The organism is Pseudonocardia halophobica (assembly GCF_050948485.1).
Classification (GTDB): Bacteria; Actinomycetota; Actinomycetes; order Mycobacteriales; family Pseudonocardiaceae; genus Pseudonocardia; species Pseudonocardia halophobica.
The window spans coordinates 6,607,420-6,631,999 of the sequence record NZ_CP192046.1; the positions used below are offsets into that span (position 1 = coordinate 6,607,420).

At 74.8% G+C, this 24,580-nt stretch carries 21 protein-coding genes; 14 read left to right on the forward strand and 7 right to left on the reverse strand.

The window, feature by feature from the left end; translation table 11 throughout:
• Positions 1-29: 29 nt before the first annotated feature.
• Together ACQP04_RS31525 and ACQP04_RS31530 are read right to left on the reverse strand one after the other, a co-directional pair.
• Positions 30-377 (reverse strand): hypothetical protein, encoded by a 348-nt coding sequence (locus ACQP04_RS31525; protein ID WP_037046400.1) that lies wholly within the window; start codon positions 375-377, stop codon positions 30-32.
• Between the two features lie 58 nt (positions 378-435).
• Positions 436-1,839, reverse strand: a complete 1,404-nt coding sequence (locus tag ACQP04_RS31530; RefSeq protein WP_433508474.1) for an NAD(P)H-quinone dehydrogenase — start codon at positions 1,837-1,839, stop codon at positions 436-438.
• A gap of 156 nt (positions 1,840-1,995) precedes the next feature.
• Here ACQP04_RS31530 and ACQP04_RS31535 point away from each other — a divergent pair, with 156 nt between their 5' ends.
• From ACQP04_RS31535 to ACQP04_RS31545, 3 genes are all read left to right on the forward strand, one after another.
• A complete protein-coding gene (locus ACQP04_RS31535; RefSeq protein ID WP_037046394.1) occupies positions 1,996-2,445 on the forward strand; it encodes a gamma-glutamylcyclotransferase in 450 nt (149 codons plus the stop codon).
• A 230-nt stretch (positions 2,446-2,675) separates the two neighbouring features.
• Positions 2,676-3,377 (forward strand): hypothetical protein, encoded by a 702-nt coding sequence (locus ACQP04_RS31540; RefSeq protein WP_433504142.1) that lies wholly within the window; start codon positions 2,676-2,678, stop codon positions 3,375-3,377.
• Between the two features lie 12 nt (positions 3,378-3,389).
• Complete coding sequence (locus ACQP04_RS31545) at positions 3,390-3,623, forward strand: DUF559 domain-containing protein (RefSeq protein ID WP_433508475.1); 234 nt, start codon at positions 3,390-3,392, stop codon at positions 3,621-3,623.
• 184 nt (positions 3,624-3,807) lie between these two features.
• Here the strand turns inward: ACQP04_RS31545 and ACQP04_RS31550 are convergent, their stop codons facing one another.
• The gene (locus ACQP04_RS31550; RefSeq protein WP_433504143.1) at positions 3,808-5,043 is read right to left on the reverse strand and encodes an amidohydrolase; all 1,236 of its coding nucleotides are present in this window, start codon (positions 5,041-5,043) and stop codon (positions 3,808-3,810) included.
• Between the two features lie 346 nt (positions 5,044-5,389).
• On the opposite strand from ACQP04_RS31550, the gene ACQP04_RS31555 reads away from it, so the two are divergent.
• From ACQP04_RS31555 to ACQP04_RS31570, 4 genes are read left to right on the forward strand one after another with little or no spacing between them, the layout of a single operon-like run.
• Positions 5,390-7,102, forward strand: a complete 1,713-nt coding sequence (locus tag ACQP04_RS31555) for a protein kinase domain-containing protein (RefSeq protein WP_433504144.1) — start codon at positions 5,390-5,392, stop codon at positions 7,100-7,102.
• 19 nt (positions 7,103-7,121) lie between these two features.
• Positions 7,122-7,901, forward strand: coding sequence for a purine-nucleoside phosphorylase (locus tag ACQP04_RS31560; RefSeq protein ID WP_433504145.1), 780 nt, complete (start codon positions 7,122-7,124; stop codon positions 7,899-7,901).
• A gap of 1 nt (position 7,902) precedes the next feature.
• On the forward strand, positions 7,903-9,501 hold the full coding sequence (locus tag ACQP04_RS31565; protein ID WP_433504146.1) for a phospho-sugar mutase: 1,599 nt from the start codon (positions 7,903-7,905) through the stop codon (positions 9,499-9,501).
• Positions 9,502-9,511: 10 nt separating this feature from the next.
• Positions 9,512-9,964: a flavodoxin family protein gene (locus ACQP04_RS31570; RefSeq protein WP_433504147.1), complete on the forward strand. Its 453-nt coding sequence runs from the start codon at positions 9,512-9,514 to the stop codon at positions 9,962-9,964.
• Here ACQP04_RS31570 and ACQP04_RS31575 read toward each other — a convergent pair.
• A complete protein-coding gene (locus ACQP04_RS31575) occupies positions 9,954-10,751 on the reverse strand; it encodes an SGNH/GDSL hydrolase family protein (RefSeq protein WP_433504148.1) in 798 nt (265 codons plus the stop codon). The two genes, ACQP04_RS31570 and ACQP04_RS31575, sit on opposite strands and share 11 nt — an antisense overlap.
• Positions 10,752-10,931: 180 nt before the next feature.
• Here ACQP04_RS31575 and ACQP04_RS31580 point away from each other — a divergent pair, with 180 nt between their 5' ends.
• The 3 genes from ACQP04_RS31580 to ACQP04_RS31590 all read left to right on the forward strand — a co-directional run bounded on the left by ACQP04_RS31580 (position 10,932) and on the right by ACQP04_RS31590 (position 15,683).
• Complete coding sequence (locus ACQP04_RS31580) at positions 10,932-11,516, forward strand: TetR/AcrR family transcriptional regulator (protein WP_433504149.1); 585 nt, start codon at positions 10,932-10,934, stop codon at positions 11,514-11,516.
• 81 nt (positions 11,517-11,597) lie between these two features.
• Entirely contained in the window at positions 11,598-14,303 is a 2,706-nt protein-coding gene (locus ACQP04_RS31585) for an ATP-binding protein (RefSeq protein ID WP_433504150.1), read from the forward strand.
• 54 nt (positions 14,304-14,357) lie between these two features.
• On the forward strand, positions 14,358-15,683 hold the full coding sequence (locus ACQP04_RS31590) for an FAD-binding oxidoreductase (RefSeq protein WP_433504151.1): 1,326 nt from the start codon (positions 14,358-14,360) through the stop codon (positions 15,681-15,683).
• Positions 15,684-15,690: 7 nt separating this feature from the next.
• On the opposite strand, the gene upp is transcribed toward ACQP04_RS31590, so the two are convergent.
• Positions 15,691-16,314, reverse strand: a complete 624-nt coding sequence (gene upp / locus ACQP04_RS31595; RefSeq protein WP_037046374.1) for a uracil phosphoribosyltransferase — start codon at positions 16,312-16,314, stop codon at positions 15,691-15,693.
• 61 nt (positions 16,315-16,375) lie between these two features.
• On the reverse strand, positions 16,376-17,911 hold the full coding sequence (locus tag ACQP04_RS31600) for a metallophosphoesterase family protein (protein ID WP_433504152.1): 1,536 nt from the start codon (positions 17,909-17,911) through the stop codon (positions 16,376-16,378).
• Between the two features lie 398 nt (positions 17,912-18,309).
• On the opposite strand from ACQP04_RS31600, the gene ACQP04_RS31605 reads away from it, so the two are divergent.
• On the forward strand, positions 18,310-18,546 hold the full coding sequence (locus ACQP04_RS31605) for a hypothetical protein (RefSeq protein ID WP_037046372.1): 237 nt from the start codon (positions 18,310-18,312) through the stop codon (positions 18,544-18,546).
• 259 nt (positions 18,547-18,805) lie between these two features.
• Positions 18,806-20,131, forward strand: coding sequence for a primosomal protein (locus ACQP04_RS31610; RefSeq protein WP_433504153.1), 1,326 nt, complete (start codon positions 18,806-18,808; stop codon positions 20,129-20,131).
• Between the two features lie 63 nt (positions 20,132-20,194).
• Here the strand turns inward: ACQP04_RS31610 and ACQP04_RS31615 are convergent, their stop codons facing one another.
• Positions 20,195-21,268 carry an adenosine deaminase gene (locus ACQP04_RS31615; protein ID WP_433504154.1) on the reverse strand — a complete coding sequence of 358 codons (1,074 nt, stop codon included), beginning with the start codon at positions 21,266-21,268 and terminating at the stop codon, positions 20,195-20,197.
• A 171-nt stretch (positions 21,269-21,439) separates the two neighbouring features.
• Between ACQP04_RS31615 and ACQP04_RS31620 the strand changes: the two genes are divergently transcribed.
• A complete protein-coding gene (locus ACQP04_RS31620; protein ID WP_433504155.1) occupies positions 21,440-22,552 on the forward strand; it encodes a PA containing protein in 1,113 nt (370 codons plus the stop codon).
• 264 nt (positions 22,553-22,816) lie between these two features.
• Positions 22,817-24,577 (forward strand): solute symporter family protein, encoded by a 1,761-nt coding sequence (locus tag ACQP04_RS31625; RefSeq protein WP_433504156.1) that lies wholly within the window; start codon positions 22,817-22,819, stop codon positions 24,575-24,577.
• The last annotated feature ends 3 nt before the right edge of the window (positions 24,578-24,580 follow it).

A 24,580-nucleotide genomic window follows, 5' to 3' on the forward strand; every position in this document is an offset into this window, starting at 1 on the left:
GACACCGTCCGCCGGGGGCGCCGTCGTGGTCAGTCGCGGTGCGGGCGGACCTCCGGGCGACCGAGGATCGCCCCGCCCACGCCGGCGAGCACCGTCAGCCCGGCGACGATGATCGAGACGAGCCCGAGGCCGCTCAGCAGCAGCCCGACGCCCGCGGACACCGCACCGACGGCGAGCCCGGCGCGCGGCACGGCGGCGCCGTGCAGCTTCGCCGTGACCAGCCGGGCGGCGCCGGCGGTCAGCACGATCGCCAGGATCGCCGCGGCGCCCGGGAAGGAGGGCAGGAACACGAACAGGAGGTCGTCGGCGAGCTGCCCGGCGACCCCCGCCGCGACCACCGGCAGGACCGGCACGCGGGTGGGGACGGGAGTGGTCATGCGTCCACGGTCCGCCGGGCTGCAGGCCGCGTAATCGGGGATGACCCCGACTCGCCCCTTAGTCCAGGTCGCTGTGCTGCATGAGCTGCCGGCCGGCCTCGGTGATCGAGCCGGACAGCGAGGGGTAGACGGAGAAGGTGTGGGCGAGGTCGTCGACACCCAGTCCGTTCTGCACCGCCATCGCGATCGGCAGCACCAGCTCGCTCGCCACCGGGGCCACGACCACGCCGCCGATCACCACGCCCGTCGCCGGGCGGCAGAACAGCTTGACGAAGCCGCGGCGCAGCCCGCGCATCTTCGCCCGCGGGTTGGTGGCCAGCGGGAGCATCACGGTGCGGGCCGGGACCTCGCCGGCGTCGATCGCGCGCTGGCTGATGCCGACGGTCGCGATCTCGGGGCGGGTGAAGACGTTGGACGCGACGGTGCGCAGCCGGATCGGCGCGACGCCCTCGCCGAGGGCGTGCCACATCGCGATGCGGCCCTGCATCGAGCCGACGGAGGCCAGCATGAGCAGGCCGGTGCAGTCGCCGGCGGCGTAGATGCCGGGCACGGACGTGCGCGAGACCCGGTCGACCGGGATGAACCCGCCGCGGTCGGTCTCGATGCCGATCTTCTCCAGGCCGATGTCGCGGGTGTTCGGGACCGACCCGACGGTCATCAGCGCGTGCGAGCCGCGGACGACCTGACCGTCGGCCAGGGTGACGACCACGCCGTCGCCGTCGCGCACCACGGACTCGGCGCGGGCCTTCGGGAGGATGTCGACCCCGCGCTCGGCGAAGACGTCCTCGAGGACGGCCGCGGCGTCGGCGTCCTCGCTGGGAAGGACGCGGTCCCGGCTGGAGATCAGCGTGACCTTGCAGCCGAGCTCCACATAGGCGGAGACGAACTCGGCGCCGGTGACGCCGGAGCCGACCACGATCAGGTGCTCCGGCAGCTCGGGCAGGTCGTAGAGCTGGCGCCAGGTGAGGATGCGCTCGCCGTCCGGCCGCGCCGAGTCGAGCACGCGCGGGGTGGCGCCCGTCGCGATCAGCACGGTGTCGGCCGCCAGCTTCTCGACGGTCCCGTCCTGGTGCCGGGCCTCGACGGTGTGCGGCTGGCGGCCGCTCGTCTCGTCGAGGAAGGAGGCGGCGCCGTGGATGATCCGGACGCCCTCGCTCTCCACGCGGGCCCGGATGTCGGCCGACTGGGCCAGCGCCAGGCCCTTCACCCGGCCGTTGACCTTGGGCAGGTCGACTCCGGCGGTGTTGCGGTCGAGGAGCACACCCAGGTCCTCGGCGCGGTGCAGGTCCACGCGGACCGCGGCGGAGGAGATGAAGGTCTTGGAGGGGACGCAGTCGTGCAGCACGCAGGCGCCGCCCATGCCGTCCTTCTCGACGACGGTCACGTCGCTGCCGTGCTGGGCCGCGACCAGCGCCGCCTCGTACCCGGCGGGGCCTCCGCCCATGATCACGATGCGGGTCACCGTACGCACGCCCCTCCGCGAGACAGCAGATCCGACGGCCGGTCCTGGATCGATCCGACCGGTGCGGACGCCGCCCGGCGCCCGTTCATACCGTACGCGTGTCCGCCGAGCGGTCCCGAAGGACCCGGACGAGGCGGGCGCCGTTACCCTGTCCCCGTGCCGCTGTACGCCGCCTACGGGTCGAACATGGATCCGGGCCAGATGAAGGAGCGCGCCCCGCACTCGCCCATGGCGGGCACCGGGTGGCTGATGGGCTGGCGCCTGACCTTCGGCGGCGAGGACTACGCCTGGGAGGGCGCGCTCTCCACGGTGGTCGAGGACCCGACCTCACAGGTGTTCGTCGTGCTCTACGACGTCCCGGACCACGACGCCGCCCAGCTCGACCGCTGGGAGGGTGGCGAGCTCGGACTGCACAAGAAGCTCCGGCTGCGGGTGCAGACCCTCGAGGGCAGCGTGCTCGCCTGGATCTACGTGCTCAACGCCTACGAGGGCGGCCTCCCCAGCGCCCGCTACCTCGGCGTGATCGCCGACGCCGCGGAAGCCGCCGGCGCCCCGGACGACTACGTCACCGAACTCCGCAACCGCCCGAGCCAGAAGAGCGTCTAACCCGGAGACGTTCCGCGAGTCGCGAGATCCGGCAGCGCGAGTCGCGAGATCCGGCACCGCGAGTCGCGAGATCCGGCACCGCGAGTCGGGACTTCTGACAGCGCGAGTCGCGAGCAGTCGACATCGGCGTTGCCGTCGAGAGGGTCCTGAGTCATCCACACCCCGGTGGATCTATCCACAGCCTCGACGCTCATCTGCTGATCAGCACGCCACGGCGGCACGGTGGGAACATGACCACCTCCGAGCCCGGGACCCATGGCGCGCGCCGCAAGTCGGACGTCCGACGTCAGATGGGCGATTCCGCGATGCGCGGCGCCCTGAGATCCGGCGAGCTCCACGCGCAGTGGCGCGGTGTGCTCGTCCCCGGAACGCGCGCGGCCGATCCTCTCACCGTCGCCGCTGCCGCCTGTTCCTTCGCCGGGCCCGCGGCCGTCATCAGCGACTGGACTGCGACCTGGCTGCACGGCTGCACCGCCGTCGACCCGCTGCCGGTCCATCTCACCGTGCCGTACGGACACTGGCTGCGCGCACGTCCCGGCCTCGTGGCCCACAACGGTCTCCTCCTGTCCGACGACGCGGTCGAGATCGACGGGCTTCCCGTGCTCGCTCTCGATCGGGTGCTGGCCGATCTGTTGTGCCGCGACCGGCCGCAGGACGCGCTTGCAGTGCTCGACCAGGCGTTGGGCGCGGTCGCCCCGGCAGAACGAGAGGCTTTCCGGCAGCGCGTCGGCGAGCGGATCACGAACCGCAGCGACCCCCGCGGGCGACGCAGGGCGGCGCAGCTGCTGGGCCTGGCCACCGGGCTGGCCTTCTCGCCGGCGGAGAGCCGGATGCTGTTCAGGCTCGTCGACCTGGGTTTCCCGGTTCCGCAGGTCAACCTGCCCGTGCACGACGCGAGGGGCGAGGTGCTGTTCCTTCTCGACCATGCCTGACCCGAGTACCGCATCGCAGTCGAGTACGACGGTCATGCGGCCCACCTCGGGCGCGAGCACGAGGACGCCGCGCGGCAGGCCGAGCTGGAGCGCCGCGGCTTCATCGTCGTCCGTGTCCGGGCGGCCGACATGCGCGACCTCAGCCGGGTCGAACGCGAGCTCGACGCGGCATTTCGTGCACGCGGGCTCACCCTCAACCGGAAGATCGGCACCCTGCAGCCGCGCAGGCACCGAGAGCGGCCCTGACACCCCGAGACAGAACTCCCGACTCGCGCTGCCAGAACTCCCGACTCGCGCTGCCAGAACTCCCGACTCGCGCTGCCAGAACTCCCGACTCGCGCTGCCAGAACCCCCGACTCGCGCTGCCAGAACCCCCGACTCGCGCTGCCAGAACCCCCGACTCGCGCTGCCAGAACTCCCGACTCGCGGATTACGCCAGGGCTTGTAGGGCGCTGTTCACCAGGACGCGGACGCCGAAGGGGAGGGCGCGCTCGTCGAGGTCGAAGGTGGGCTGGTGGATGTCCTTCATCGGACCCACCCCCGGCCACACCCCCAGCCGCGCCATCGCGCCCGGCACCTTCTCCAGGTACCACGCGAAGTCCTCGCCGCCGCTGGACTGCTCGGTGTCGGCAGCGGCGTCGGGCCCACCGGTGATGATCGCGGCGTCGCGCAGCATGCCGGAGCTGAGGGCCTCGTTGACCACCGGCGGCACCCCGCGGATGTGGTCGATCACGTACCCGACGCCGAGCGGCGCGAGGACGGCCGCGACCAGCGCGCGGAACTTGTCCTCGAGCTCGCTCCAGGTCGCGTGGTCGGCCGTGCGCAGCGTGCCGCGCAGCACGCCGTGCTGCGGGATCGCGTTGGCGGCCTCGCCGGCCTGCACCGCGCCCCACACCAGGACGGTGCCCGAGCGCGGGTCGACCTGGCGGGTGAGCAGCAGCGGGAGCTGCGTGATGAGCAGCCCGAGCGCCTCGACGAGGTCGGCGGTCAGGTGCGGACGGGCGGTGTGCCCGCCCGGCGACGTCAGCCGGATCTCGACGAGGTCGCAGGCCGACGTGATCGGCCCGACCCTGGTGCCGAGCCGGCCCACCTCGAGCCGCGGGTCGCAGTGCAGCGCGAAGATGCGCTCGACGTCGTCCATCGCGCCGTCGGCCACGACGTCGATCGCGCCGCCGGGCTGGACCTCCTCGGCGGGCTGGAACACCAGCCGCACGCGGCCGGCGAGCGAGGGCGCGGAGGCGAGCGCGAGGCCCGCGCCGAGCACCATCGCGGTGTGCGCGTCGTGCCCGCACGCGTGCATCACGTTGGGCACGGTGGAGGCGAACGGCAGCCCGGTCTCCTCGCCGAGGGGCAGGGCGTCGAGGTCCGCACGCAGGGCCACGCAGCGGTCGCCGCGGCCCACGTCGCAGACGAGGCCGGTGCCGCCGGGCAGGGTGCGGGGCTCGAGCCCGGCGGCCATCAGGCGGCGGGCCACGAGGGCGGTCGTACGATGCTCGTCCCGCCCGAGTTCGGGTACGGAGTGCAGCGACCGGCGGACGGCGACGACGTCGGACCGGTGGGCCGAGAGCCACTGGTCCAGCCAGGCCGGGCCGGTGCCCGCACCGAGGTCGGTGACCACCTGGTCACCGCTGGTCGCGAGCTCGGGGTGCGCCTCGAGCAGGGTCACCGGACATCACCGGCTCGACCCGCCCCTCGAGGGCTCTTCGCTCTGTCCTGCATTGGTCCATGGTGCTCACCCGGTCAGCGGTGTACCAACCCGAAACCGGGCGTTCACCGGGTATCCGCGCCGAGGGGTCGGCGATCTGCTGCGGACGGCGAGCCTGTCCGTGACGAGCGGTTGTCGCAGGTTGCGACGAACGGGCGGCCCTGCCGTTCGGCGACGGGAAAGGGGCTGCACAGCGTCGTCACCCGGTCACGTGACGTGCCCGTTTGTGCTGGTCCCGGCCCCGTCCGGGTCGTCCGCAGGCGCACCCGCCCGCACACGCGTGCGGGTCGTCGCCGACAATGGTGCCGTGTCCACGCAGGAAGACGAGCAGCCGGGCCGCGTCGTCGGCGACCGGTACCGCCTCTCCGCGCAGCTCGGCAGCGGGGCGATGGGCACGGTCTGGTCGGGGTACGACGAGGTCCTGCGCCGCCGCGTGGCCGTCAAGGAGCTGAAGGTCCCCCGCGGGGTCCCGGAGCGCGAGGCGCTCGGGATGCGCGAGCGGATGCTCCGCGAGGCGCGCGCCCTGGGCGGGCTCTCGCACCCGAACGTGATCACGGTGTTCGACGTCGTCGACGCGGCCGGCGAGCCGCTCGTCGTCCTCGAGATGGTCCCGTCCCGCAACCTCGCGACGATCATCTCCGAGCAGGGCCGGCTGAACCAGCGCCAGGCCGCCGTCGTCGGCTACGCCACCGCGGCGGCGCTGCGGGCCGCGCACCGCGCCGGGATCACGCACCGGGACGTCAAGCCCGGGAACGTGCTCGTCGCGCACGACGGGCGCATCAAGCTCACCGACTTCGGGATCGCGCGCAACGCCTCGGACGCGCCGATGACGACCGCCGGGCTCGTCCTCGGCTCCCCCGCCTACATCGCCCCCGAGGTCGCGATGGGCGGCGCGGTCACCCCCGCCGCGGACCTCTGGGGCCTGGGCGCCACGCTGTTCGCCGCGATCGAGGGCCGCCCGCCCTACGACGTCAAGGGCGACCCCGTCTCCACCATCACCGAGGTGGTCGACGGCGAGGTGCCCCGCCCGCGGGAGCACGGGCCCGTCGCCGAGGTCATCGCGGCGCTGATGGTCAAGGACCCCGACCAGCGGATGCCGCTCGACGAGGTGCGCCGCCGGCTGCGCCCGCTGCTCGACGACCCGGACGACCCGCTCTACCCCGGCTCGCCCGACGCGCCGACGGCCTTCTCCGCGATCGCCGCGCGCCCGGAGGCGGTGCCGGAGCCGAGGGTGGCCGCGTCGGGCCCGGTCCGGGCGTCGGAGCCGTGGGGCGGCACCCACGGCCCCGCCGGCTCGACCCGGCTCCCGGCGGCCGACCCGCAACCCGCCGCGCGCGGCCTCGCCACCTCGCCCGGCCCGCTCCCCACCCCGACGGGTGCCCACGCGCCGGCCCGCCCGCCCGTCCGCCCGGCGGCCGGACCCGCCGCCCGCTCCGCCGCCGCGATCTCGATGCCGACGCGCTGGGCCCTGCCGCTGGCCGTCGCGGGGGCGCTGCTCGTCCTGCTCGGGGCCGCCGGCGGCTACAGCGTGGTCCGCTCGCTCGCCGGGCAGTCCCCGTCGTCGACGGTCACGGTCACCACCGACCGCAGCCCCACGACCGTGCACAGCGACCCCGCCGGGTGGAGCGTCGCGGTGCCCTCGACCTGGACGCAGTACCGCGACGGCGACACGAACCCCGTCGTCCGCTTCGTCTCCGCCGACGGGTCCGAGGCCATGGCGGTGTGGCGGGCCGGGTCGGAGGACGAGGTCACCGCCGGGCTCACGGCCCCGCACCTCGGGGTCGACGCCGTCGACGTGACGCCCGCCGAGCCCGTCGCCGGTGCCCCCGACGGCGTCCGCGAGCGGCGCTACACGACCACCGAGGGCTCCCAGCAGCGCACCACGGTCCTGCGCACCGTCCCGGCGGCCGACGGCCTGTGGGCCCTGTCCCTCACCGTGCCGGCCGAGCGCGCGGGCGACCGGTCCGCCGCGCTGTTCACCGCGCTCGCCGCAACCTTCACGACACCGGCCGCCGGTTGATCACCCGTAGTCTGCGCGCATGAGCATCGCGACCGAGGCCGCGCAGGCGCTGGCCAACGCGACGGGGGTGGACTCGCACGACGTCGCGGTGGTCCTCGGCTCGGGGTGGCGGCCCGCCGCGGACGTGATCGGGACCGGGGCGGACGTCCCGATGGCCGGGCTGCCCGGGTTCGTCCCGCCCGCCGCCGAGGGGCACGGCGGCACGGTGCGCACGCTGACCATCGGCGACCGCCGGGTCCTGGTGCTGCTCGGCCGCACGCACGGCTACGAGGGGCACCCGGTCGAGTCCGTGGTGCACGGCGTCCGGACGGCCGCCGCCGCCGGCTGCCGCACCGTCGTGCTGACCAACGCGGCCGGCGGGATCCGGGAGGGCATGTCCGTCGGCCAGCCGGTCCTGATCAGCGACCACCTCAACCTCACGGCCCGGTCGCCGTTGGTGGGGCCGCGGTTCACCGATCTCACCGACCTCTACTCCGTCCGGCTGCGCAAGCTCGCGCGGGAGATCGACCCGTCGCTCGAGGAGGGCGTGTACGCCGGGCTGCCCGGCCCACACTTCGAGACACCGGCCGAGATCCGGATGCTCCGCACGCTCGGCGCCGACCTGGTCGGGATGTCCACGGTGCTCGAGGCGATCGCCGCCCGCGCCGAGGGCGTCGAGGTGTTCGGGCTGTCGCTGGTCACCAACCTCGCCGCCGGGATGACCGGCCAGCCGCTCGACCACGAGGAGGTGCTGGAGGCCGGGCGCGCCTCGGCGACCCGGATGGGCGAGCTGCTGCGCGAGCTGGTCGCGCGCGTCTGACATGGGTCTCGACCCCGCGCTGCGGGACGCGGCGATGCGCTGGATCGCCGACGACCCCGACCCCGCCACCCGCGCGGACCTGCAGAAGCTCCTGGTCGGCGCGATGACCGGCGGCGACAGCACCGCACTCGCCGGCGCCCTGTCCGGTCCCCTGCAGTTCGGCACCGCCGGGCTGCGCGGCCCGGTCCGGGCGGGCCCGTCGGGCATGAACGTCGCCGTGGTCCGGCGCGCCACCGCGGGCCTGGCCGCCTGGCTGGTCGCAGGGGGCGCGCGGGGTCGCACGGTCGTCGTGGGGCGGGACGCGCGGCACGGGTCGGAGGCGTTCGCCCGCGAGGCCGCCGGGGTCCTGGCCGCGGCCGGGTTCGCGGTGCACGTCCTGCCCGGGGCGACGCCGACCCCGCTGCTCGCGTTCGCGGTGCAGCGCCGGGGCGCGGCGGCCGGGGTGCAGATCACCGCCTCGCACAACCCGCCGCAGGACAACGGTTACAAGGTCTACCTCGGCGAGGGCGTGAGCGACGCCCCCGGGGCCCAGCTCACCTCGCCCGCCGACGCCGAGATCGAGGCCGCGATCGGCGCCGCGCGCCCCGCCGTCGCGATCCCGGCCGAGGGCCCGACGACCGTCGACGACCCGACCGAGGAGTACCTGGACCGGGTCGCCGGGCTCGGCACCGCGACCACCGGCCTGCGGATCGCGCTCACGCCGATGCACGGGGTCGGCGGGGCTGTGGTCGTGCATGCTCTGGCGCGCAGCGGGTTCACGGACGTCCACGTGGTCGGCGCGCAGGCGGCGCCCGACCCGGACTTCCCGACCGTCGAGTTCCCGAACCCGGAGGAGCCCGGGGCGACCGACCTGCTGCTCGCGCTGGCCGCGGAGAAGAAGGTCGACCTCGCGATCGCCCTCGACCCCGACGCGGACCGCTGCGCCCTCGGCGTCCCGACGCCCGCCGGCTGGCGGATGCTCACCGGCGACGAGACCGGCGTCCTCCTCGGCGACCACCTGCTGCGCCGCCGTACCGGCCTGGTCGCGACCACCGTGGTGTCGAGCTCGATGCTCGCGAAGGTCGCCGCCGCCCACGGCGCCCCGTCGGCCGAGACGCTGACCGGCTTCAAGTGGATCGTCCGCGCCGGGCCCGGCCTCGTCTACGGCTACGAGGAGGCCCTCGGGTACTGCGTGGACCCGGAGGCGGTGCGGGACAAGGACGGGATCGCCGCGGCCGTGGTCGCCGCCGATCTCGCGGCCGGGCTGAAGGCCGCCGGGCTCACCCTGCTCGACCGGCTCGACGAGCTCTCCCGCGCCCACGGCGTGCACCGCACCGTCGGGATCTCGTTGCGGATGGCGCCCGAGCAGCGCGATGGCGTGATCGCCCGGCTGGCCGGCGCGCCGCCGGCGGGCTGGAGCGCCGACCGGCCCGCCCCGGGCGTGCTGCGGCTGCGGGAGGAGGGGGCACGGGTCGTCGTGCGCCCCTCCGGCACCGAGCCGAAGCTCAAGGCCTACCTGGAGATCGTCGAGCCGCCCACGGACGACCTGGACGCCGCCCGCGCCCGCGCCGACGAGCGGATGGCGGCGCTCCGGGAGGAGTTCACGGCCCTCATCGGGTAGGACGGGCGGCGTGGCAGTCCTGCTGATCGTCCACCACACACCCTCGCCGGCCACCCAGGAGCTGCTCGACGCCGTGGTCCGCGGCGCGAGCGACCCCGAGATCACCGGGGTGCAGGTGCGCCGCCGGGCCGCGCTCGCCGCGACCGCGTCGGACCTGCTCGAGGCCGACGGCGTGGTGCTCGGCACCCCCGCCAACATCGGCTACATGTCCGGGGCGCTGAAGCACTTCTTCGACCAGGTCTACTACGTCTGCGGCGACGACACCCGCAAACTCCCGTACGGCCTGTACGTGCACGGCAACCAGGGCGTGGAGGGTGCGGTGAAGGCCGTCGGGGCGATCGCGTCGGGCATGGGCTGGGAGCAGGTCGCCGCCCCGGTGGAGGTTATGGGTCCGCCGGACAAGGCGGCGCTGGAGGCGTGCTGGGAGCTCGGGGCGACGGTGGCCGCGGGGCTCAGCGAGTGACGGCCGGGACCGGCGGGACCGGCGCCGCCCGCCGCTGCGCCAGCCAGCCCTCGACCTCGGTGGTCCACATCGCGGCGATCTTGCGGTAGCCCCCGGCGTTGGCGTGCAGGCCGTCGACGAAGTCCCCGGCGGACAGCAGCGACGAGGTGTCCACGAACTCCAGGGAGTGGCCGAGCGCGCGGTGCCGGGCGACGACGTCCGGCGTCAGCCGCGCCAGCACCGCCCGCTCCGTGGCCCGGGCGGGCAGCGGCGCCCAGATCCCCGCGACGATCACGTGCGTCTGCGGCGCGGCGACGAAGACCTCGTCGAGCAACGTGTCGAGCCTCGCCGCGGCGACGCCGCCCTTCGCCCCGGAGTTCACGTCGTTGGTGCCCATGTGCAGCAGCACGACGTCCGGGTCGGCCTCGGCCACCCAGGCGCCGACCGCCGGGATCATCTTCGCCAGCGTCCAGCCGGAGTGCCCCTCGTTGTCCGGGTCGGCCATCCCCGGCGGGCCGTCGTGGCGCGACCCCACGTAGTCGACGCGGATGCCGTCCGCGGCCAGCTCGGCGAACAGCGGCCCGCGGTACCCGGCGGTGGCGGGGCTGCCCACGCCCTCGGTGCTCGACGCACCGAGCGGCATGACCCGCAGCGTCGCCTTCGGCCCGGCGCCCTCGCCCGCGGTGCGCACTCCCGGCAGCGTGCCGCCCTCGTCGGCCGGGATCCCGGCGATGACCAGGCCCGCGACGAGCATCGCGGTGAGCTGCAACGGAACCCGCCAGCGGAGCCCCCCGAGCCAGCCGCGCATGCCGCCCTCCCGACCGGGCGCGCCCCGATCGGCACGACCCACGAGAAGATCTCCCGAGCGGCCCCGGGTGTTACTCGCCCGCGACGGTCGGGCCGGCGCGGCTTCGTCACACACCCGTGTCCGGACCGTGACCGCACCGTGAACGGGCGGGACCCCGGGAAGGAGAGGTAGCCTCCGCCGGTGCCCCGGCCCAAGGTCCACGACGAGGTGTTGCGCGACAGGCTGCGCGCCCGTGCGGCGGAGCTGCTGAGCGCACACGGCGTGACCGGGCTGTCGCTGCGCACGCTGGCCGCGGACGTCGGGACGTCGACCACGGCGGTCTACGCGCTCTTCGGCGGCAAGCCCGGCCTGGTGAAGTCCCTGGTCGACGACGCGTTCCGGCGGCTGCGCCGGACGCTCACGGCGGTCCCGCCCGCCGCCGACCCGGCCGAGCAGCTGGTCGCGCTCGGCGAGGCCTACCGCGCCGACGCCCTGCACGACCCGCACCTCTACGACGCGATGTTCGACCGCGACCAGCTCGACGCCGAGTCCCGCGAGCTGCAGGAGGCCGCGTTCATCCCGCTCGTCGAGGCGGTGGAGCGGGCGGTCGACGCCAAGGTGCTGCGGCACGACGCGCACCCGCCGACCGTCGCGCTCGGGCTCTGGTCGGCGCTGCACGGGCTGGTGTCGCTCCAGCTGCACGCGCACACCCCGGACGCGGTCGACGACCCGGCGAAGGGCTTCCCGGTCGTCCTGCGCGCGGTGGTCGACGGCTGGCGGGCGTAGGAGGCGGCGGCAGGCCGACCTTGCTCCGCCCCCGTCCGGACGGGACCCTTCCGGCACGGCTCCGCGGGTGGGGTGAGCGGCATGGAGGGCACGGGCGACGGCACGCTCGAGTTCGGCATCCTCGGGCCGGTCCGCGTCCTCGACGGCGCCGGTGTGTCGCAGCCGCTGGGCTCGCCACGGCGCCGGGCCGTGCTCGCGGCCCTGGTGCTCGCCGACGGCCTGCCCCTGACCGTCGCCGAGCTCGCCGACCGGATCTGGGACGGCGTCCCGCCGCCGACCGCCGCGACGATGGTGCACTCGGCCGTCTCGGGTCTGCGGGCGAGCCTCGGACGCCAAGCGGTCCTCAGCCGCGGCGAGGGATACGTCCGCGGACCCGGCCGCATCGACGCCGACCTCTTCGAGCACCTGCTCGCGGAGGGACGTCGCGCCCCGCCGGCCCGCGCCGCGGCCGCCCTGACCTCGGCGCTCGGCCTCTGGCGGGGGCCGGCGCTGCACGACGTCGAGCGCCCGTTCGCGCGCGACGCCGCGGCCCGCCTCGACCGGCTCCGCACCGACTGCGCCGACCTGCGGGACGAGGCCGAGCTCGCGCAGGGCCGGCACCGCGAGATCCTCTCCGCGCTGGAGGGGCGGGTCGCCGAGGACCCGCTCCGGGAACGGTCGACCGCGCTGCTGATGCTCGCCCTGTACCGCAGCGGCCGGCAGGCGGACGCGCTGGCCGCGGCCCGCCGGCTCCGCGCCGTGCTGGCGGAGGAGCTCGGGCTGGAGCCCGGGCGCGAGATCGCCCGGCTCGAGACGGCGGTCCTACGGCACAGCCCGGAACTCGACCTGCGCCCTCCGGTGTGGGGCGCGCTGTCGTCGGCGGTGAGCAGCTTCGTGGGCCGGGACCGCGAGCGGCGCGAGCTGGCCGCGCTGCTCGCGGCGCACCGGGTGGTCACGCTGACCGGACCGGGCGGGGTCGGCAAGACCCGCCTGGCCGCGGAGGTCGCCCGTGGACTGGGCGTGCCGGTCCATCTCGTCGATCTCGTCCCCGTCGCCGATCCGGCCGAGGTGCCCGAACGCGTGGCCGACGCCCTCGGAGTGCGGGGCGGTCCGGGCTCGACGCCGCTCACCGCTCTCCGCGACGCGCTCGACGGGCGGGACGACCTCGTGCTGCTCGACAACTGCGAGCACGTGCTCGACGGGTGCGTCGACGTGGTCGAGCGGACCGGGGCCCGCCTCCTGGTGACCAGCCGCGAGGCCCTGCGCGTCCCGGGTGAGCGGGTGTACGTCCTGTCGCCCCTCGGCCTGGCCGACCCGGGCGCGGACTCGCGGACCGCGGCGGGCTGCGAGGCCGTGCGGCTGTTCACCGCCCGGGCCCGGCCCGGCGCGGTGGCGCCCGCCGACGCGGCGCTGGTGCTCGACGTCTGCCGCCGGCTGGACGGCCTGCCCCTGGCGCTCGAGCTCGCCGCGGCCCGGACGACGTCGCTGGCCCTGCCCGATCTCGCCGCCCGGCTGGCGTCGGCCCGTCTGCTCACGGCCCGCAGCACCGACCCACGGCACCGCAGCCTCGCCGCGACCCTGGCCTGGAGCCACGACCTGCTCGCGCCCCCGGCGCGGCGGCTGCTGGCCCGGCTGTCCGTCTTTCCCGGTGGCTTCGACCTGCGTGCGGCCGAGGTCGTCACCGGCGCGGGGGCGCCCGCGGCCGACGAGGTCGCCGAGTTGCTCGACCGGCTCGTCTCGGCCAGCACCGTCCAGGTCGACGGCGGGCGGTACCGGCTGCTGGCGACGACCCGCGCGTTCGCGGCGCAGCGGCTGGCCGGCTCGGCGGAGGAGCCGGATGCGCTGCGCCGCCGGCACGCCGGGTACTTCCTCGAGCTGGCCGAGGAGGCGTCGGCCCACCTCTTCGGGCCGGACGCCCCCCTCTGGCTGGACCGCCTGCACCGGGAGCGGGAGAACTGGCGTGCGGCGCTGGACTGGGCGTTCGAGGCGGACCCGGCGACCGGGGCGCGGCTTGTCGGATGCCTCTGGCACTACTGGGACCTGCGGGGGACCCGGGAGGAGGGGCTCCGCAGGGCCTACGCCGGCCTCGCCGCCGTGACCGGGCCGCGGCAGCGCCTCCCGCTCCTCTCCGCCGCCGTCCTCTTCCACGTCGGACGCGCCGAGTTCGGTCCGGCGACGCGTCTGCTCGAGGAGCAGCGGGACCTGGCCCGCACCTGCGGGGAGCCCGGGTGGGAGGGCGACGCGCTCGGGATGGCCGCCACCGTGGCCTGGGCGCACGGCCGGAGCGAGGAGGCCCGCGCCCGCTACGAGGAGGCCGTTGCGGCCTCGCTGCGCGGCGGCGACGTCTGGCGGGCGGCGCTGGAGGAGGCACAGCTGGCCCGCCTGCACCGGGACCGCGGTGCGGAGGACGACGCCCGCGCGCTCGCCCTGCGTGCCCTGGCCCGCGCCGACGGTCTCGGGGAGCCCCTCGCCCGTGGCCTCGCGCTCGACGTCCTGGCATCGGTCGAGCACCGCTGGGGCTCCGCGGCGGAGGCGTCCCGGCTCGTCGAGGCGGCCCTCGCGGAGTACCGCAGGGTCGGCTACCGGGAGGGCGAGGCGTCGGCGGCGCTCCTGGCGGGGCGGGTCGCTGCCGACCCCGGACGGGCCGCGGAGGCCTTCGGCGAGGCGCTGGCCCTCTTCCGTCGCATCGGCCACCGGGCCGGCCGGGCGGCGGCGCTCGAGGGCCTGGCCGGGCTGGACCCCGGGCGCGGTGCGCACCTGCTCGCCGAGGCCACGGCGCTGCGAGCCGCGATCACGGCGTCGGGATGAGCCGCCGATTAGCCGGCGCCGCCACTCTCGGGCCACCACGGACGGGGAGGCACGATGACCAGCACGAGCAGGCTGACGGGCGAGCTGACCGGCACGGTGCTGCGGCCGGGGGACGCCGGCTACGACCGGGCCCGCGCGGTGTTCAACGGCATGATCGACCGGCGACCGGCGGTGATCGTCGGCTGTCGTGAGTCCGGGGACGTCGCCCGAGGGATCCGGTACGCGCGCGAGCACGGCCTCGCGCTCTCCGTGCGCGGCGGCGGGCACAACGTCGCCGGTACCGCGGCGTGCGAGGGCGGGCTGATGCTCGACCTGTCCCCGATGCGCACCGTCGAGGTCGACCCCGACGCACGGACGGCCAGTGCCGGAGGCGGGGCGCTGCTCGGCGACCTCGACGGCGCCACCCGCGCGTTCGGCCTCGCCACTCCGCTCGGCGTGATGTCCGGGACCGGGATCGCCGGACTCACCCTCGGCGGCGGCCTCGGCTGGCTGGCCCCGAGCCACGGCCTGAGCTGCGACAACCTGATCGATGCGCAGCTGGTCACCGCGGACGGCACCCTGCTCGACGGCGTCGACGACGACCTCCTGTGGGGCCTGCGGGGCGGGGGCGGCAACTTCGGCGTCGTCACGACCTTCACCTACCGGCTGCACCCGGTCGACACCGTGCTCGCCGGGGCCCTCGGGTTCCGGTGGGAGGCCGCGGGCGAGGTCCTGCGCGCGCACGACGACCTCGTGGCCACCGCACCCGACGAGCTCGCGACGGCGGTGTCCCTCGCTCGGGGACCCTCCGGCCGGCCGGCGCTGACGATCGCGTTGTGCTGGTGCGGACCGCCGGGGGCGGCCGGGCCCGTCCTGCGGCCGCTCCGGCGACTGCACCCGGACCTCGACACCGTCGCGGAGCAGCCCTTCGCCGACTGGCAGCGGGTGCCCGACGCCGGCTACCCGCCGGGCCGCCTGCACTACTGGCGCTCGGCCTATCTCCGGCACCTCGCCGACCCCGCGATCCGCACCCTGCTCGAGGTCACGGAGGCCATGCCACCCGGCGACAGCGGCATCGGCCTGCAGGGCCTGCGCGGGGCCGCGGCCCGGGTCGCGCCGGGAGCGACCGCCTTCCCGCACCGGGCGCCGCAGTACGACTTCCTCGTCCTCGCCCAGTGGCCCGATCCGGCCGACTCGCCCCGGCACGTCGCCTGGGCCCGGGCCGCGTCCGCGGCGATGCGCCCGCACCTCGAGGCCGGGGTGTACGTCAACAATCTCGGGGCGGAGGGTCGGGACCGGGTCCACGCCGCCTACGGCACGAACTACGCGCGGCTCGTCGAGCTCAAGCGGCGCCTCGACCCCGACAACGTGTTCCGCGCCAACCAGAACGTGGTGCCCTGACGCCCGCTCAGACCGCGCCGAACTGCCGGTCCCCGGCGTCGCCGAGGCCGGGGACGATGAAGGCGGAGTCGTTGAGCCGCTCGTCGATCGCGGCCGTGACCAGCTGCACCGGGAGCCCGCTGGCCTCGAGCGCCCGGACGCCCTCGGGCGCGGCGAGCACGCAGACGGCGGTGACGTCGTCGGCGCCCCGGGCGGTGAGCAGCTCCACGGTGTGCACCATCGAGCCGCCGGTCGCGAGCATGGGGTCGAGCACGAACACCGGGCGCCCGACGAGCGAGGCCGGCAACGACTCCATGTACGGGGTGGGGAGGTGGGTCACCTCGTCCCGCGCCACGCCCACGAACCCCATCTGCGCCTCGGGGATCAGGTTCTGCGCGGCGTCGACCATGCCCAGCCCGGCGCGGAGCACCGGCACCAGCACCGGCGGGTTCGCGAGCCGGTGACCGGTCGTGCGGGCGACCGGGGTGTGCAGCGGGAAGTCCGCCACCTCGAAGCCGCGGGTCGCCTCGACGATCAGCAGCAGGGTGAGATCGCGCAGCGCGGCGCGGAAGGCCGCGTTGTCCGTGCGCGCGTCGCGCATCGTGGTGAGCCGAGCCCTGGCCAGAGGATGGTCGACGACCCGCACGTCCATGGGCCGGACAGTAGCGGGAGCTGTACCGATTCCTCCGGGCCGATTGCTCAGGACCGATTCCTCAGGGTCGCTCGCGCCCCGGCGTCGCGCTCGCCCACGTCCACCGGCCGTCCGCCCCGGGCCGCGCCACGATCCGGTCCTCCAGCACCGGGTCGCGCTCGTGCTCCAGACAGCCGGTGGCCGCCCAGCAGTCGATCCGGATCTCCGCGGCGGTCGCGTCCAGCCGCAGGAAGCTCTTGAGCATCGGCGGGCGGTCGGTGTCGTAGAGCACGGAGGTCCAGTTCTCCGAGCGCCCCTTCGGCCCGCCCAGCACCCGCTCCGCCGCCTGCCGCGCCCGCGGCGAGATCTCCGCCGGCGGGGTGCCCGTGCGCGGCGGCGCGATCCCGATCCGCTCGGCCATGATCGTGGTCGCGTCGGACGGCGAGACGACGGCGGTGCCGGTCCCGAACCGGCGCAGCGCGTCGTAGCGGCGACTGAAGTGCGCGAGCGAGTCCCCGCGCAGCGGGTAGCAGCGGAAGTCCTCCTCCGTGCACTCCGGCGCCAGCACGTCGACGTTCGGGACCGGGTGCGTGGCGGAGAGGTAGGCCCCGCTGCCGCCCGCGACGAGGTGCAGGATCTCCCGGCCGTCGGCGAGCCGGACCGGGTAGCGCTGGTAGTTGTGGTCGTCACCGCCGATCACCGCGACGACGGACGCGCGCGGGTCGCGCACCAGCTCCGCCACCGTGCCGCCGCCCTCGATCGGGCAGGGGTGGTGTTCGGCGTAGGTGATCAGGGGCTTCCCCGTGAGCACGATCGCCGGTCGGTCGGCGGCGAAGAGGGTGTCCCGCAGCCACTCCCCCTGCTCCCGGTCGAGGGCCCCGCGGATCCCGGTGTCGATGAGGACCAGCCGGACCGGGCCGGCGTCGATCGCGCAGTAGGGACCGGGCTGGAGCGCGTGCTGCTCCTCGGCCGGCCGCCACACCCGCGCCGCCTCGAGGTCGGCGGTGCGCCCGCGCGGCCCGCGGCGCCACAGGAGCCTGCGCAGGAACGCCGTCCACCCCGTGCCGGGGTCCGCGGGCGCCGCCTCCTCCGGCGGGGTGCCGCAGAACCAGCTCATGAATCCGGTGAGGCCGTCGTACCAGTCGTGGTTGCCGGGCAGGCCGTAGATCGGGCCCGGGTAGTCCGCGTAGGGGCGGGCCAGCTTGGCCGCGTACTCGTGCAGCCCGCCGGCCGGGTAGATCACGTCCGAGACGACGACCGCGAGGTCGGTGTCCCCCGCCACCCGCTGCAGCACGGGGACCACGCAGTACTGCGACGCGTCGCCCTCGCCCGGGTCGCCGAGCAGCGTGGCCGCGATCGAGTCCCGCCCCGCGAACCGGTCGACGAGCCGGGTGGGATCGGGCCCGCGCCCCGCGTCGAGCCGGCGCAGCCACTCCCGGCGCATGTCGTCCGTGGGGTCGCCCAGGAGGCGGACGAGCCGGTCGTTGCGGGACCGCCACAGCGGCGCGGGACGCAGCCACGACAACCGCGCGCCTCCCGGGACGGCGGCGATCCCCGTGCCAGGATGCTCGCAGCCGTAGCCGGTGTTGGCCTCGTCGAGCCGGGAGGGGTCGTGCACCCGGTGATCGTCGCAGGGAGGCCGTCCCCCTCGACCACCCGCCGGTCCGGGTGGGGACGACCGCGGTTTCGTCACCCTGCGTCCCCGTTCGAGCGCCCCCTGCGGCCGTCCGCGGGACCTCGTGTGCACCGCGCGGACGACCCTCGATCCGGTCCCCCGACCACCCTGGGCACACGAGACACCATGATCGACTTCTCGGAGCGGATCTCGATCACGCGGCGTGCCCGGCCTCCGGAGGTGACACCAGTGATCAACTGGATCGTGCGCGCATCGCACCGGGCTCCGCACCGGCCGTGACCACAGGTGCCATTTATCTGACCCGAACGGGTGGTATGGCACGAACACTGTCACGTCGGAGCCGTCGCCGACGCTGTACTAGGTGACAAGGAGGTGATCCGGTGCCGGAGAACACGACTTCGGACGAGCAGACCCTGGTGGCTGCCGCCGAGAAGCTCACCCAGTGCGACGGGTACGTGGTGCTCGCCGTCGACCCGCAGACCGGGGAGGTGGACGCGCACGGGCCGTTCGACGGGCTGACCGCGACGGTGAAGGCCGACCAGCTGCGTCGGGACTTCGACCGCGGCGGTCTGGAGGACGTCACGGTGGGCGTCGTCCGTCTGCACAGCTCGACCTGACGTTCCGGGCCGGCACCGGCCGCCCGCCCGCACCGCGGGCGGGCCCACCGGTTCCCCGGCCCCGCGAGGAACAATCGGTGCCGGACCCGGCACCACGCTCCCCCGACGCTCCCCGGCACAAGGGCGACACCCCTCGAAGCGGGTGCGCCCCTACGGGAACGACCGCCTGGACCCTCCCCGCGTGGTGCCTGCCCGGGACCGGCCGGCGGGCGGTGCACGGACGGGGCGGCACTCCGGTGCCGCCGCTAGCATCGCCGCCGTGGCAAGCGACATCGTCCCGATCCAGCTGTCCCTGACCGAGGGCGACCTCGTCACCCTCTGGGCGCCCCGGTGGCGCGAGGACGGCGAGGAGTGGGAGGCCTTCCTCGGCGACGACGACGCGGTCTTCGCGTTCCCGGAGGTCGCGCGGCTCGCGGCGTACGTCCGCACGGAGACCGAGCACGACCTCGCCGACCACCCGGCCTGGTCGGCCGTGCCCACGCTGACCGTCGCGGAGCTGACCCCCGAGGAGACGCGCCGCTTCGACGTCATCGGCGTCCCGGAGCTGGTCGCCGAGGAGCCGGACACCTGGACGATCGGCGAGCTCGCCGAGATCACCGCGATGGTCCGCTCCTTCGCCGACGTCTGCGACCTCGAGGAGGTCACGGCCGTCCTCGACTCGGCCCCCGGCTTCGGGCTGCTCGACCAGGGCACCCTGCCGTTCGCCGGGCGCGAGGGCCGGCGGCTGTGGACCCAGCTCGCCCAGACCGTGCAGGACCACTGGGACGAGGTGGTCGACGCGCTCGACGCCCTGATCGCCACCCCCGAGGTCGACGCCCGGGCGCTCGCCGGGGCCGAGAAGGAGGCCGAGGCCCTCGCCGCGCGCATCGCCGACGCGGAGTCCGCGATCGGCGTCGACGACGTCGAGGGGGACGACACGGACGACGAGACCCTCGAGGAGGCCGCCCGCGAGCGCGCCGACGAGGAGGCGATCACCGAGCAGGTCGCCGAGGACGAGGCCGAGCTCGCGGAGGACGAGGCCGAGGGCCCGGTCGGGTTCTGGGAGGAGATCGGGATCGACCCGATCCGGATCACCACGTCCGCGGGCCAGTGGGTCACCCTGCGCTGCTACCTCGACGACAAGCCGGTGTTCCTCGGCTCGGGCGGGCGCGTCGACGTGTTCGACTCCGAGCGGGCGCTGGCCCGCTGGCTGGCCGACGGCGGTAAGGACGACAACGACCTCGTCGCCGCCTCGACCTGGCAGGACGTGCTGGACAAGGCCGCCGTCGGGGAGCTCGACGTGGTGGTCGACGACCTCAACGACTACGTGCTCGTCGGGATCGACGACGACATCGCCGAGGGCACCCTGCAGGTCGACCCGACCCAGCTGGACCTGGCCACCGAGCTGGTCCTCGACGTCGCCGAGTGGGCGGGCGACCCCGAGCCGGCCCGCGCGCTGGCCGAGTCCGAGAGCCTGGGCTGGCTGGTGTCCTTCGTGATCCGGCCCAACCCCACCCGGCTCGCGCCCAGCCCGCCCTTCGACACCGAGGCCGCCCGCTGGCGGGAGCTGGTGCACGCCACCGAGGCCCGCCTGCACCACCGCTGACCCGATCCGGACCCCGGTGAACGGCGCTCTCGCTCACACCTACTGAACGAGAGCGCCGCTCGTTCACGCCACGAGCGCGTCGTAGCCCGGCTTGATCACCTCGTCGATGATCGCCAGCCGCTTGTCGAAGTGCAGGAACGCGCTCTTCATGGCGTTGATCGTCAGCCAGCGCAGGTCCTCCCAGCCCCAGCCGAAGGTGTCGACGAGCGCGGCCATCTCCGAGGTCATGGAGCAGCCGGACATCAGCCGGTTGTCCGTGTTGACCGTGACGCGGAAGCGCAGGTCGCGGAGCAGGCCGATGGGGTGGTCGGCGAGGCTGGTCGCGGCGCCGGTGTGCACGTTCGACGTCGGGCACATCTCCAGCGGGATCCGCATGTCCCGCACCCAGGCGGCGAGCCGGCCGAGCTCGGCGGTCCCGTCCGACCGGACCGTGATGTCGTCGACGATCCGGACGCCGTGGCCGAGCCGGTCCGCCCCGCAGAACTGCAGCGCCTCCCAGATCGACGGCAGCCCGAAGGCCTCGCCGGCGTGGATGGTGACGTGCGCGTTCTGCTGCCGGACGTAGTCGAACGCGTCCAGGTGGCGGGTGGGCGGGAAGCCCTTCTCGGCGCCGGCGATGTCGAAGCCGACGACTCCGGCGTCCCGGTACCGCACGGCGAGCTCGGCGATCTCCTGCGAGCGGGCGGCGTGCCGCATGGCAGTGAGCAGGCAGCGCACCGTGATCGCGCGGCCCGCCGAGCCGCGCTCGAAGCCCTCGAGCACCGCCTGCACCACGCCGTCGAGGTCCAGGCCCCGCTCCACGTGCAGCTCGGGCGCGAAGCGGACCTCCGCGTACACCACGCCGTCGGCGGCCAGGTCCTCCGCGGCCTCCTGCGCGACCCGCACGAGCGCCTCGCGCGTCTGCATCACGGCCACCGTGTGCCCGAAGGTCTCCAGGTACCGTTCCAACGAGCCCGAGTGGGCGGCGCCGAGGAACCACCCGGCCAGCTCCTCGGGGTCGCGGGTGGGCAGACTGTCGTAGCCGACGGCGTCGGCCAGCTCCACGACGGTCCCGGCCCGCAGGCCGCCGTCGAGGTGGTCGTGCAGCAGGACCTTCGGGGCGGAACGGATCGAGTCCGGGGTGAGCGGGGCGGTCACCGGGGCACCGTATACCCCCTTCCGACCAGGCCGGATCGGGCGAATCAGGCCGGACGGGTGCCACCCGGTCGGCCTAGTGGTGACTCCGTGTCTGCCGGTTTCGCGGGCTCGCTACCCTCAGTGCAGCGTTCCCCGCTCCCCCATCCGGATCACAGGAAGCACCAGGCGCCAATGAGCGATAACTCGACGATGTCGTTCGACCGGATGCGCGGCATGCTCATGCGCGCGGCCGAGATCCGCGACTCCGAGCAGCAACAGGTCTTCGACTCCCTCGACGAGATCCACGCCCGGCTCTCCGCCCTCGACGCGCTGGGCACCGTCCGCAAGCGGCTCACCGAGCTGCCGGACCGCACCGAGGTCGGCGTGCTCGCCGAGCGCCTCGACGAGACGGTCCAGAAGGTCGACGCGCAGGAGGCCGTGCTCGCCTCCGTGCTCCGGGCGATCGAGTCGCTGCCGGACAAGCTCGCCAAGCCCTTCGCCCAGCTCGACGGCCGGCTCGACGGCATGGCCGGGCGCCTCGAGGGCGTCTCCGGCCGGATGGACGGCCTCGACGACCGGCTCGGCGGGCTGCACAAGCGGCTCGACGACCTGGACAACCGCCTCGACCGGCACGAGATGCGGCTCGACGCGATGCCCAACGCGGTCGCGACGCCGATCCGGGAGCGGGTCGACGGCGTCGAGAAACTGGTGCGCGAGCAGCTCGACGGCGCCCTGCGCGCGATGGACGAGTCCAACGAGGGCGTCCGCAACCTGCTCGGCGACACGAGCGTCGGGCTGCACCGCCGGCTCGAGGACCTCGCCGGGCGGCCCGCGGTCGACCCGACCGAGGCGCTCGACTCGCTGGCCGAGCGGCTGGAGATCCTCGCGGGCCGGCTCGAGGCGGTGGCGGGCCGGGTCGACGCCGTCGAGAACGGGCTGGGTGAGAAGCTCGGCGAGCTCACCGGCGCGGTCGACGAGAAGATCGCCGCCCTGGGCAGCTCGGTCGACGGCCGGCTGGGCGACCTCGACTCCGTGCTGCGGGCCCGCCCCGACACGACCTCGGTCACCGCGCTCGTCACCAAGGCCAACGAGGAGTCCGAGCGGCGCAACGCGGGCCAGCTCGACGAGGCCATGGCCACCTTCGCCGAGCTCATCCTCGGGCGCGGCCACGGCGGCCCCGCCCCGACCCCGCCACCGCCCCCACGTCCGGCGCAGCGCCGGTCCACCCGCAGCCGCGCCACCGTGAAGAGCTCCTCCAACGGGCACGCCTCCGCCACGGACGTCACGGACGACCCGGACGACTGATCCCGGCGCACCGGAGCCCCCGTCGCACACCGCGGCGGGGGCTTTCCGCTTGTGCGGCCCGGTGAGCGGCCCTGTCACTCAAATCTAGTGAACGAGAGCGCCGTTCGTGCACGAAGGAACGCGCTCGGGGCGCCCGCTACCCCCTTTCGATAGCCCGGACGTGACCTCCCGGTGACCTCGTCGTTGAGCGGCCCAGGGCCATACAGCCATTCGGGGCACACCACACGCGAGTGGCTGATCCACCATATGGCCCAGGAGGAGCCGATGGTGTCGAATCCACTTGCCCAGAGTCCACTTGCCCAGAGTCCGCTTGCCGAGGGCGCCGTCCCGAGCGCTGCCCAGTCCGGCCTCGGCAGTCCGACCGTGACGGTCACGGTGTTCGCCGCGTTCGTGCTGCTGACCCTGGTCGTGGTCTTCCGGGCCGCCCGCGCGAACCAGACGGCGGCGGACTACTACACCGGTGGTCGCGCCTTCACGGGCGCGCAGAACGGCGTCGCCCTGGCAGGTGACTACCTGTCCGCCGCAGCGTTCCTCGGCATCGCCGGCACGGTGGCCGTCTTCGGCTACGACGGCATGCTCTACGCGATCGGCTCGTTCGTCGGGTGGCTGTTCGCGCTGCTCCTCATCGCGGAGTGGCTGCGCAACACCGGTCGCTACACGATGGGCGACGTCCTGAGCTTCCGGCTGCGCCGCCGCCCGGTCCGCGCCGCGGCCGCCACCTCGACCCTGCTGGTCTCGGTGCTCTACCTGATCGCCCAGATCGCCGGCGCGGGCGGGCTCGTCGCCCTGCTGCTCGGGATCACCGGGAAGGCCGGGCAGGCGCTGGTGATCGCGGTCGTCGGCGGCCTGATGATCGTCTACGTGCTGGTCGGCGGCATGAAGGGCACCACCTGGGTCCAGATCCTCAAGGCCTGCGCCCTGATGGTCACCGGGCTCGTGCTGTCCTTCTGGGCGCTGGGCCGGCACGGCTTCGACGTCTCCGCCCTCCTCGGCCAGGCGGCCGAGACCAGCCCGCAGGGCGACAAGGTGCTCGCCCCGGGCCTGCAGTACGGCCGCACCGAGCTGTCGAAGATCGACTTCATCTCGCTGTCGCTGGCCGCGATCCTCGGCCCGGCGAGCCTGCCGCACATCCTGATGCGCTTCTACACCGTCCCCGACGCCAAGCAGGCCCGGAAGTCGGTCGTGTGGGCGATCTGGCTGATCGGCGCGTTCTTCCTGATGGTGCTGGTCATCGGCACCGCGGCGACCGCGCTCGTCGGGCCGGAGACGATCATGAAGTCGCCCGGCGCATCGAACTCGGCGGCACCACTGCTGGCCTTCCGGCTCGGCGGCGAGCTGCTGCTGGGGATCGTCGCCGCCGTCGCCTTCGCGACCATCCTCGCGGTGGTGGCGGGCCTGACCATCACCGCGTCGGCGTCCTTCGCCCACGACGTGTACGCCAACATCGTCAAGCGCGGGAGCGCCGCGCCGGCCGAGGAGGTGCGGGTCGCGCGGCGGACCGCGCTGGTCGTCGGCGTGCTCGGGGTCCTGGGCGGCGTCGTGGCGATCGGGCAGAACGTCGCGGTGCTGGTCGCGCTCGCGTTCGCCGTCGGCGCGTCGGCCAACATGCCGTCGCTGGTCTACTCGCTGTTCTGGAAGCGGTTCACCACCAGTGGCGCGCTGTGGAGCATGTACGGCGGCATGTCCGTGGCGGTCGTCCTGGTCGTGTTCTCCCCGGCTGTGTCCGGGGCGCCGACGTCGATGCTGCCCGACCTGGACTTCGCCTTCTTCCCGCTGGCCAACCCGGGGATCGTCTCCATCCCGCTGTCGTTCCTGCTGGGCGCGCTCGGGACCTGGTTCGGCCGCCGCGACCCCGTCGACGACCGGCTCCACGCCGAGATGGAGGTCCGGGCGCTGACCGGGGCGGGCGCCCCGCGCGCGACGACCGAGGCCGACACCGACGAGACCCGGCCGCTCCCGAGGATGGCGGCGCACTTCGAGTCGCCGACCGCCGCCCGGCACCGGGCCCGGCAGCCGATGCTGTGACCG

Excerpts from the sequence above, each read along its gene's own strand:
- ACQP04_RS31525 (WP_037046400.1), bottom strand. The coding sequence starts at position 377 with ATGACCACTCCCGTCCCCACCCGCGTGCCGGTCCTGCCGGTGGTCGCG.
- ACQP04_RS31540 (WP_433504142.1), top strand. The coding sequence starts at position 2,676 with ATGACCACCTCCGAGCCCGGGACCCATGGCGCGCGCCGCAAGTCGGAC.
- ACQP04_RS31560 (WP_433504145.1), top strand. The coding sequence starts at position 7,122 with ATGAGCATCGCGACCGAGGCCGCGCAGGCGCTGGCCAACGCGACGGGG.
- ACQP04_RS31565 (WP_433504146.1), top strand. The coding sequence starts at position 7,903 with ATGGGTCTCGACCCCGCGCTGCGGGACGCGGCGATGCGCTGGATCGCC.
- ACQP04_RS31575 (WP_433504148.1), bottom strand. The coding sequence starts at position 10,751 with ATGCGCGGCTGGCTCGGGGGGCTCCGCTGGCGGGTTCCGTTGCAGCTC.
- ACQP04_RS31585 (WP_433504150.1), top strand. The coding sequence starts at position 11,598 with ATGGAGGGCACGGGCGACGGCACGCTCGAGTTCGGCATCCTCGGGCCG.
- ACQP04_RS31590 (WP_433504151.1), top strand. The coding sequence starts at position 14,358 with ATGACCAGCACGAGCAGGCTGACGGGCGAGCTGACCGGCACGGTGCTG.
- upp (WP_037046374.1), bottom strand. The coding sequence starts at position 16,314 with ATGGACGTGCGGGTCGTCGACCATCCTCTGGCCAGGGCTCGGCTCACC.
- ACQP04_RS31620 (WP_433504155.1), top strand. The coding sequence starts at position 21,440 with ATGAGCGATAACTCGACGATGTCGTTCGACCGGATGCGCGGCATGCTC.
- ACQP04_RS31625 (WP_433504156.1), top strand. The coding sequence starts at position 22,817 with ATGGTGTCGAATCCACTTGCCCAGAGTCCACTTGCCCAGAGTCCGCTT.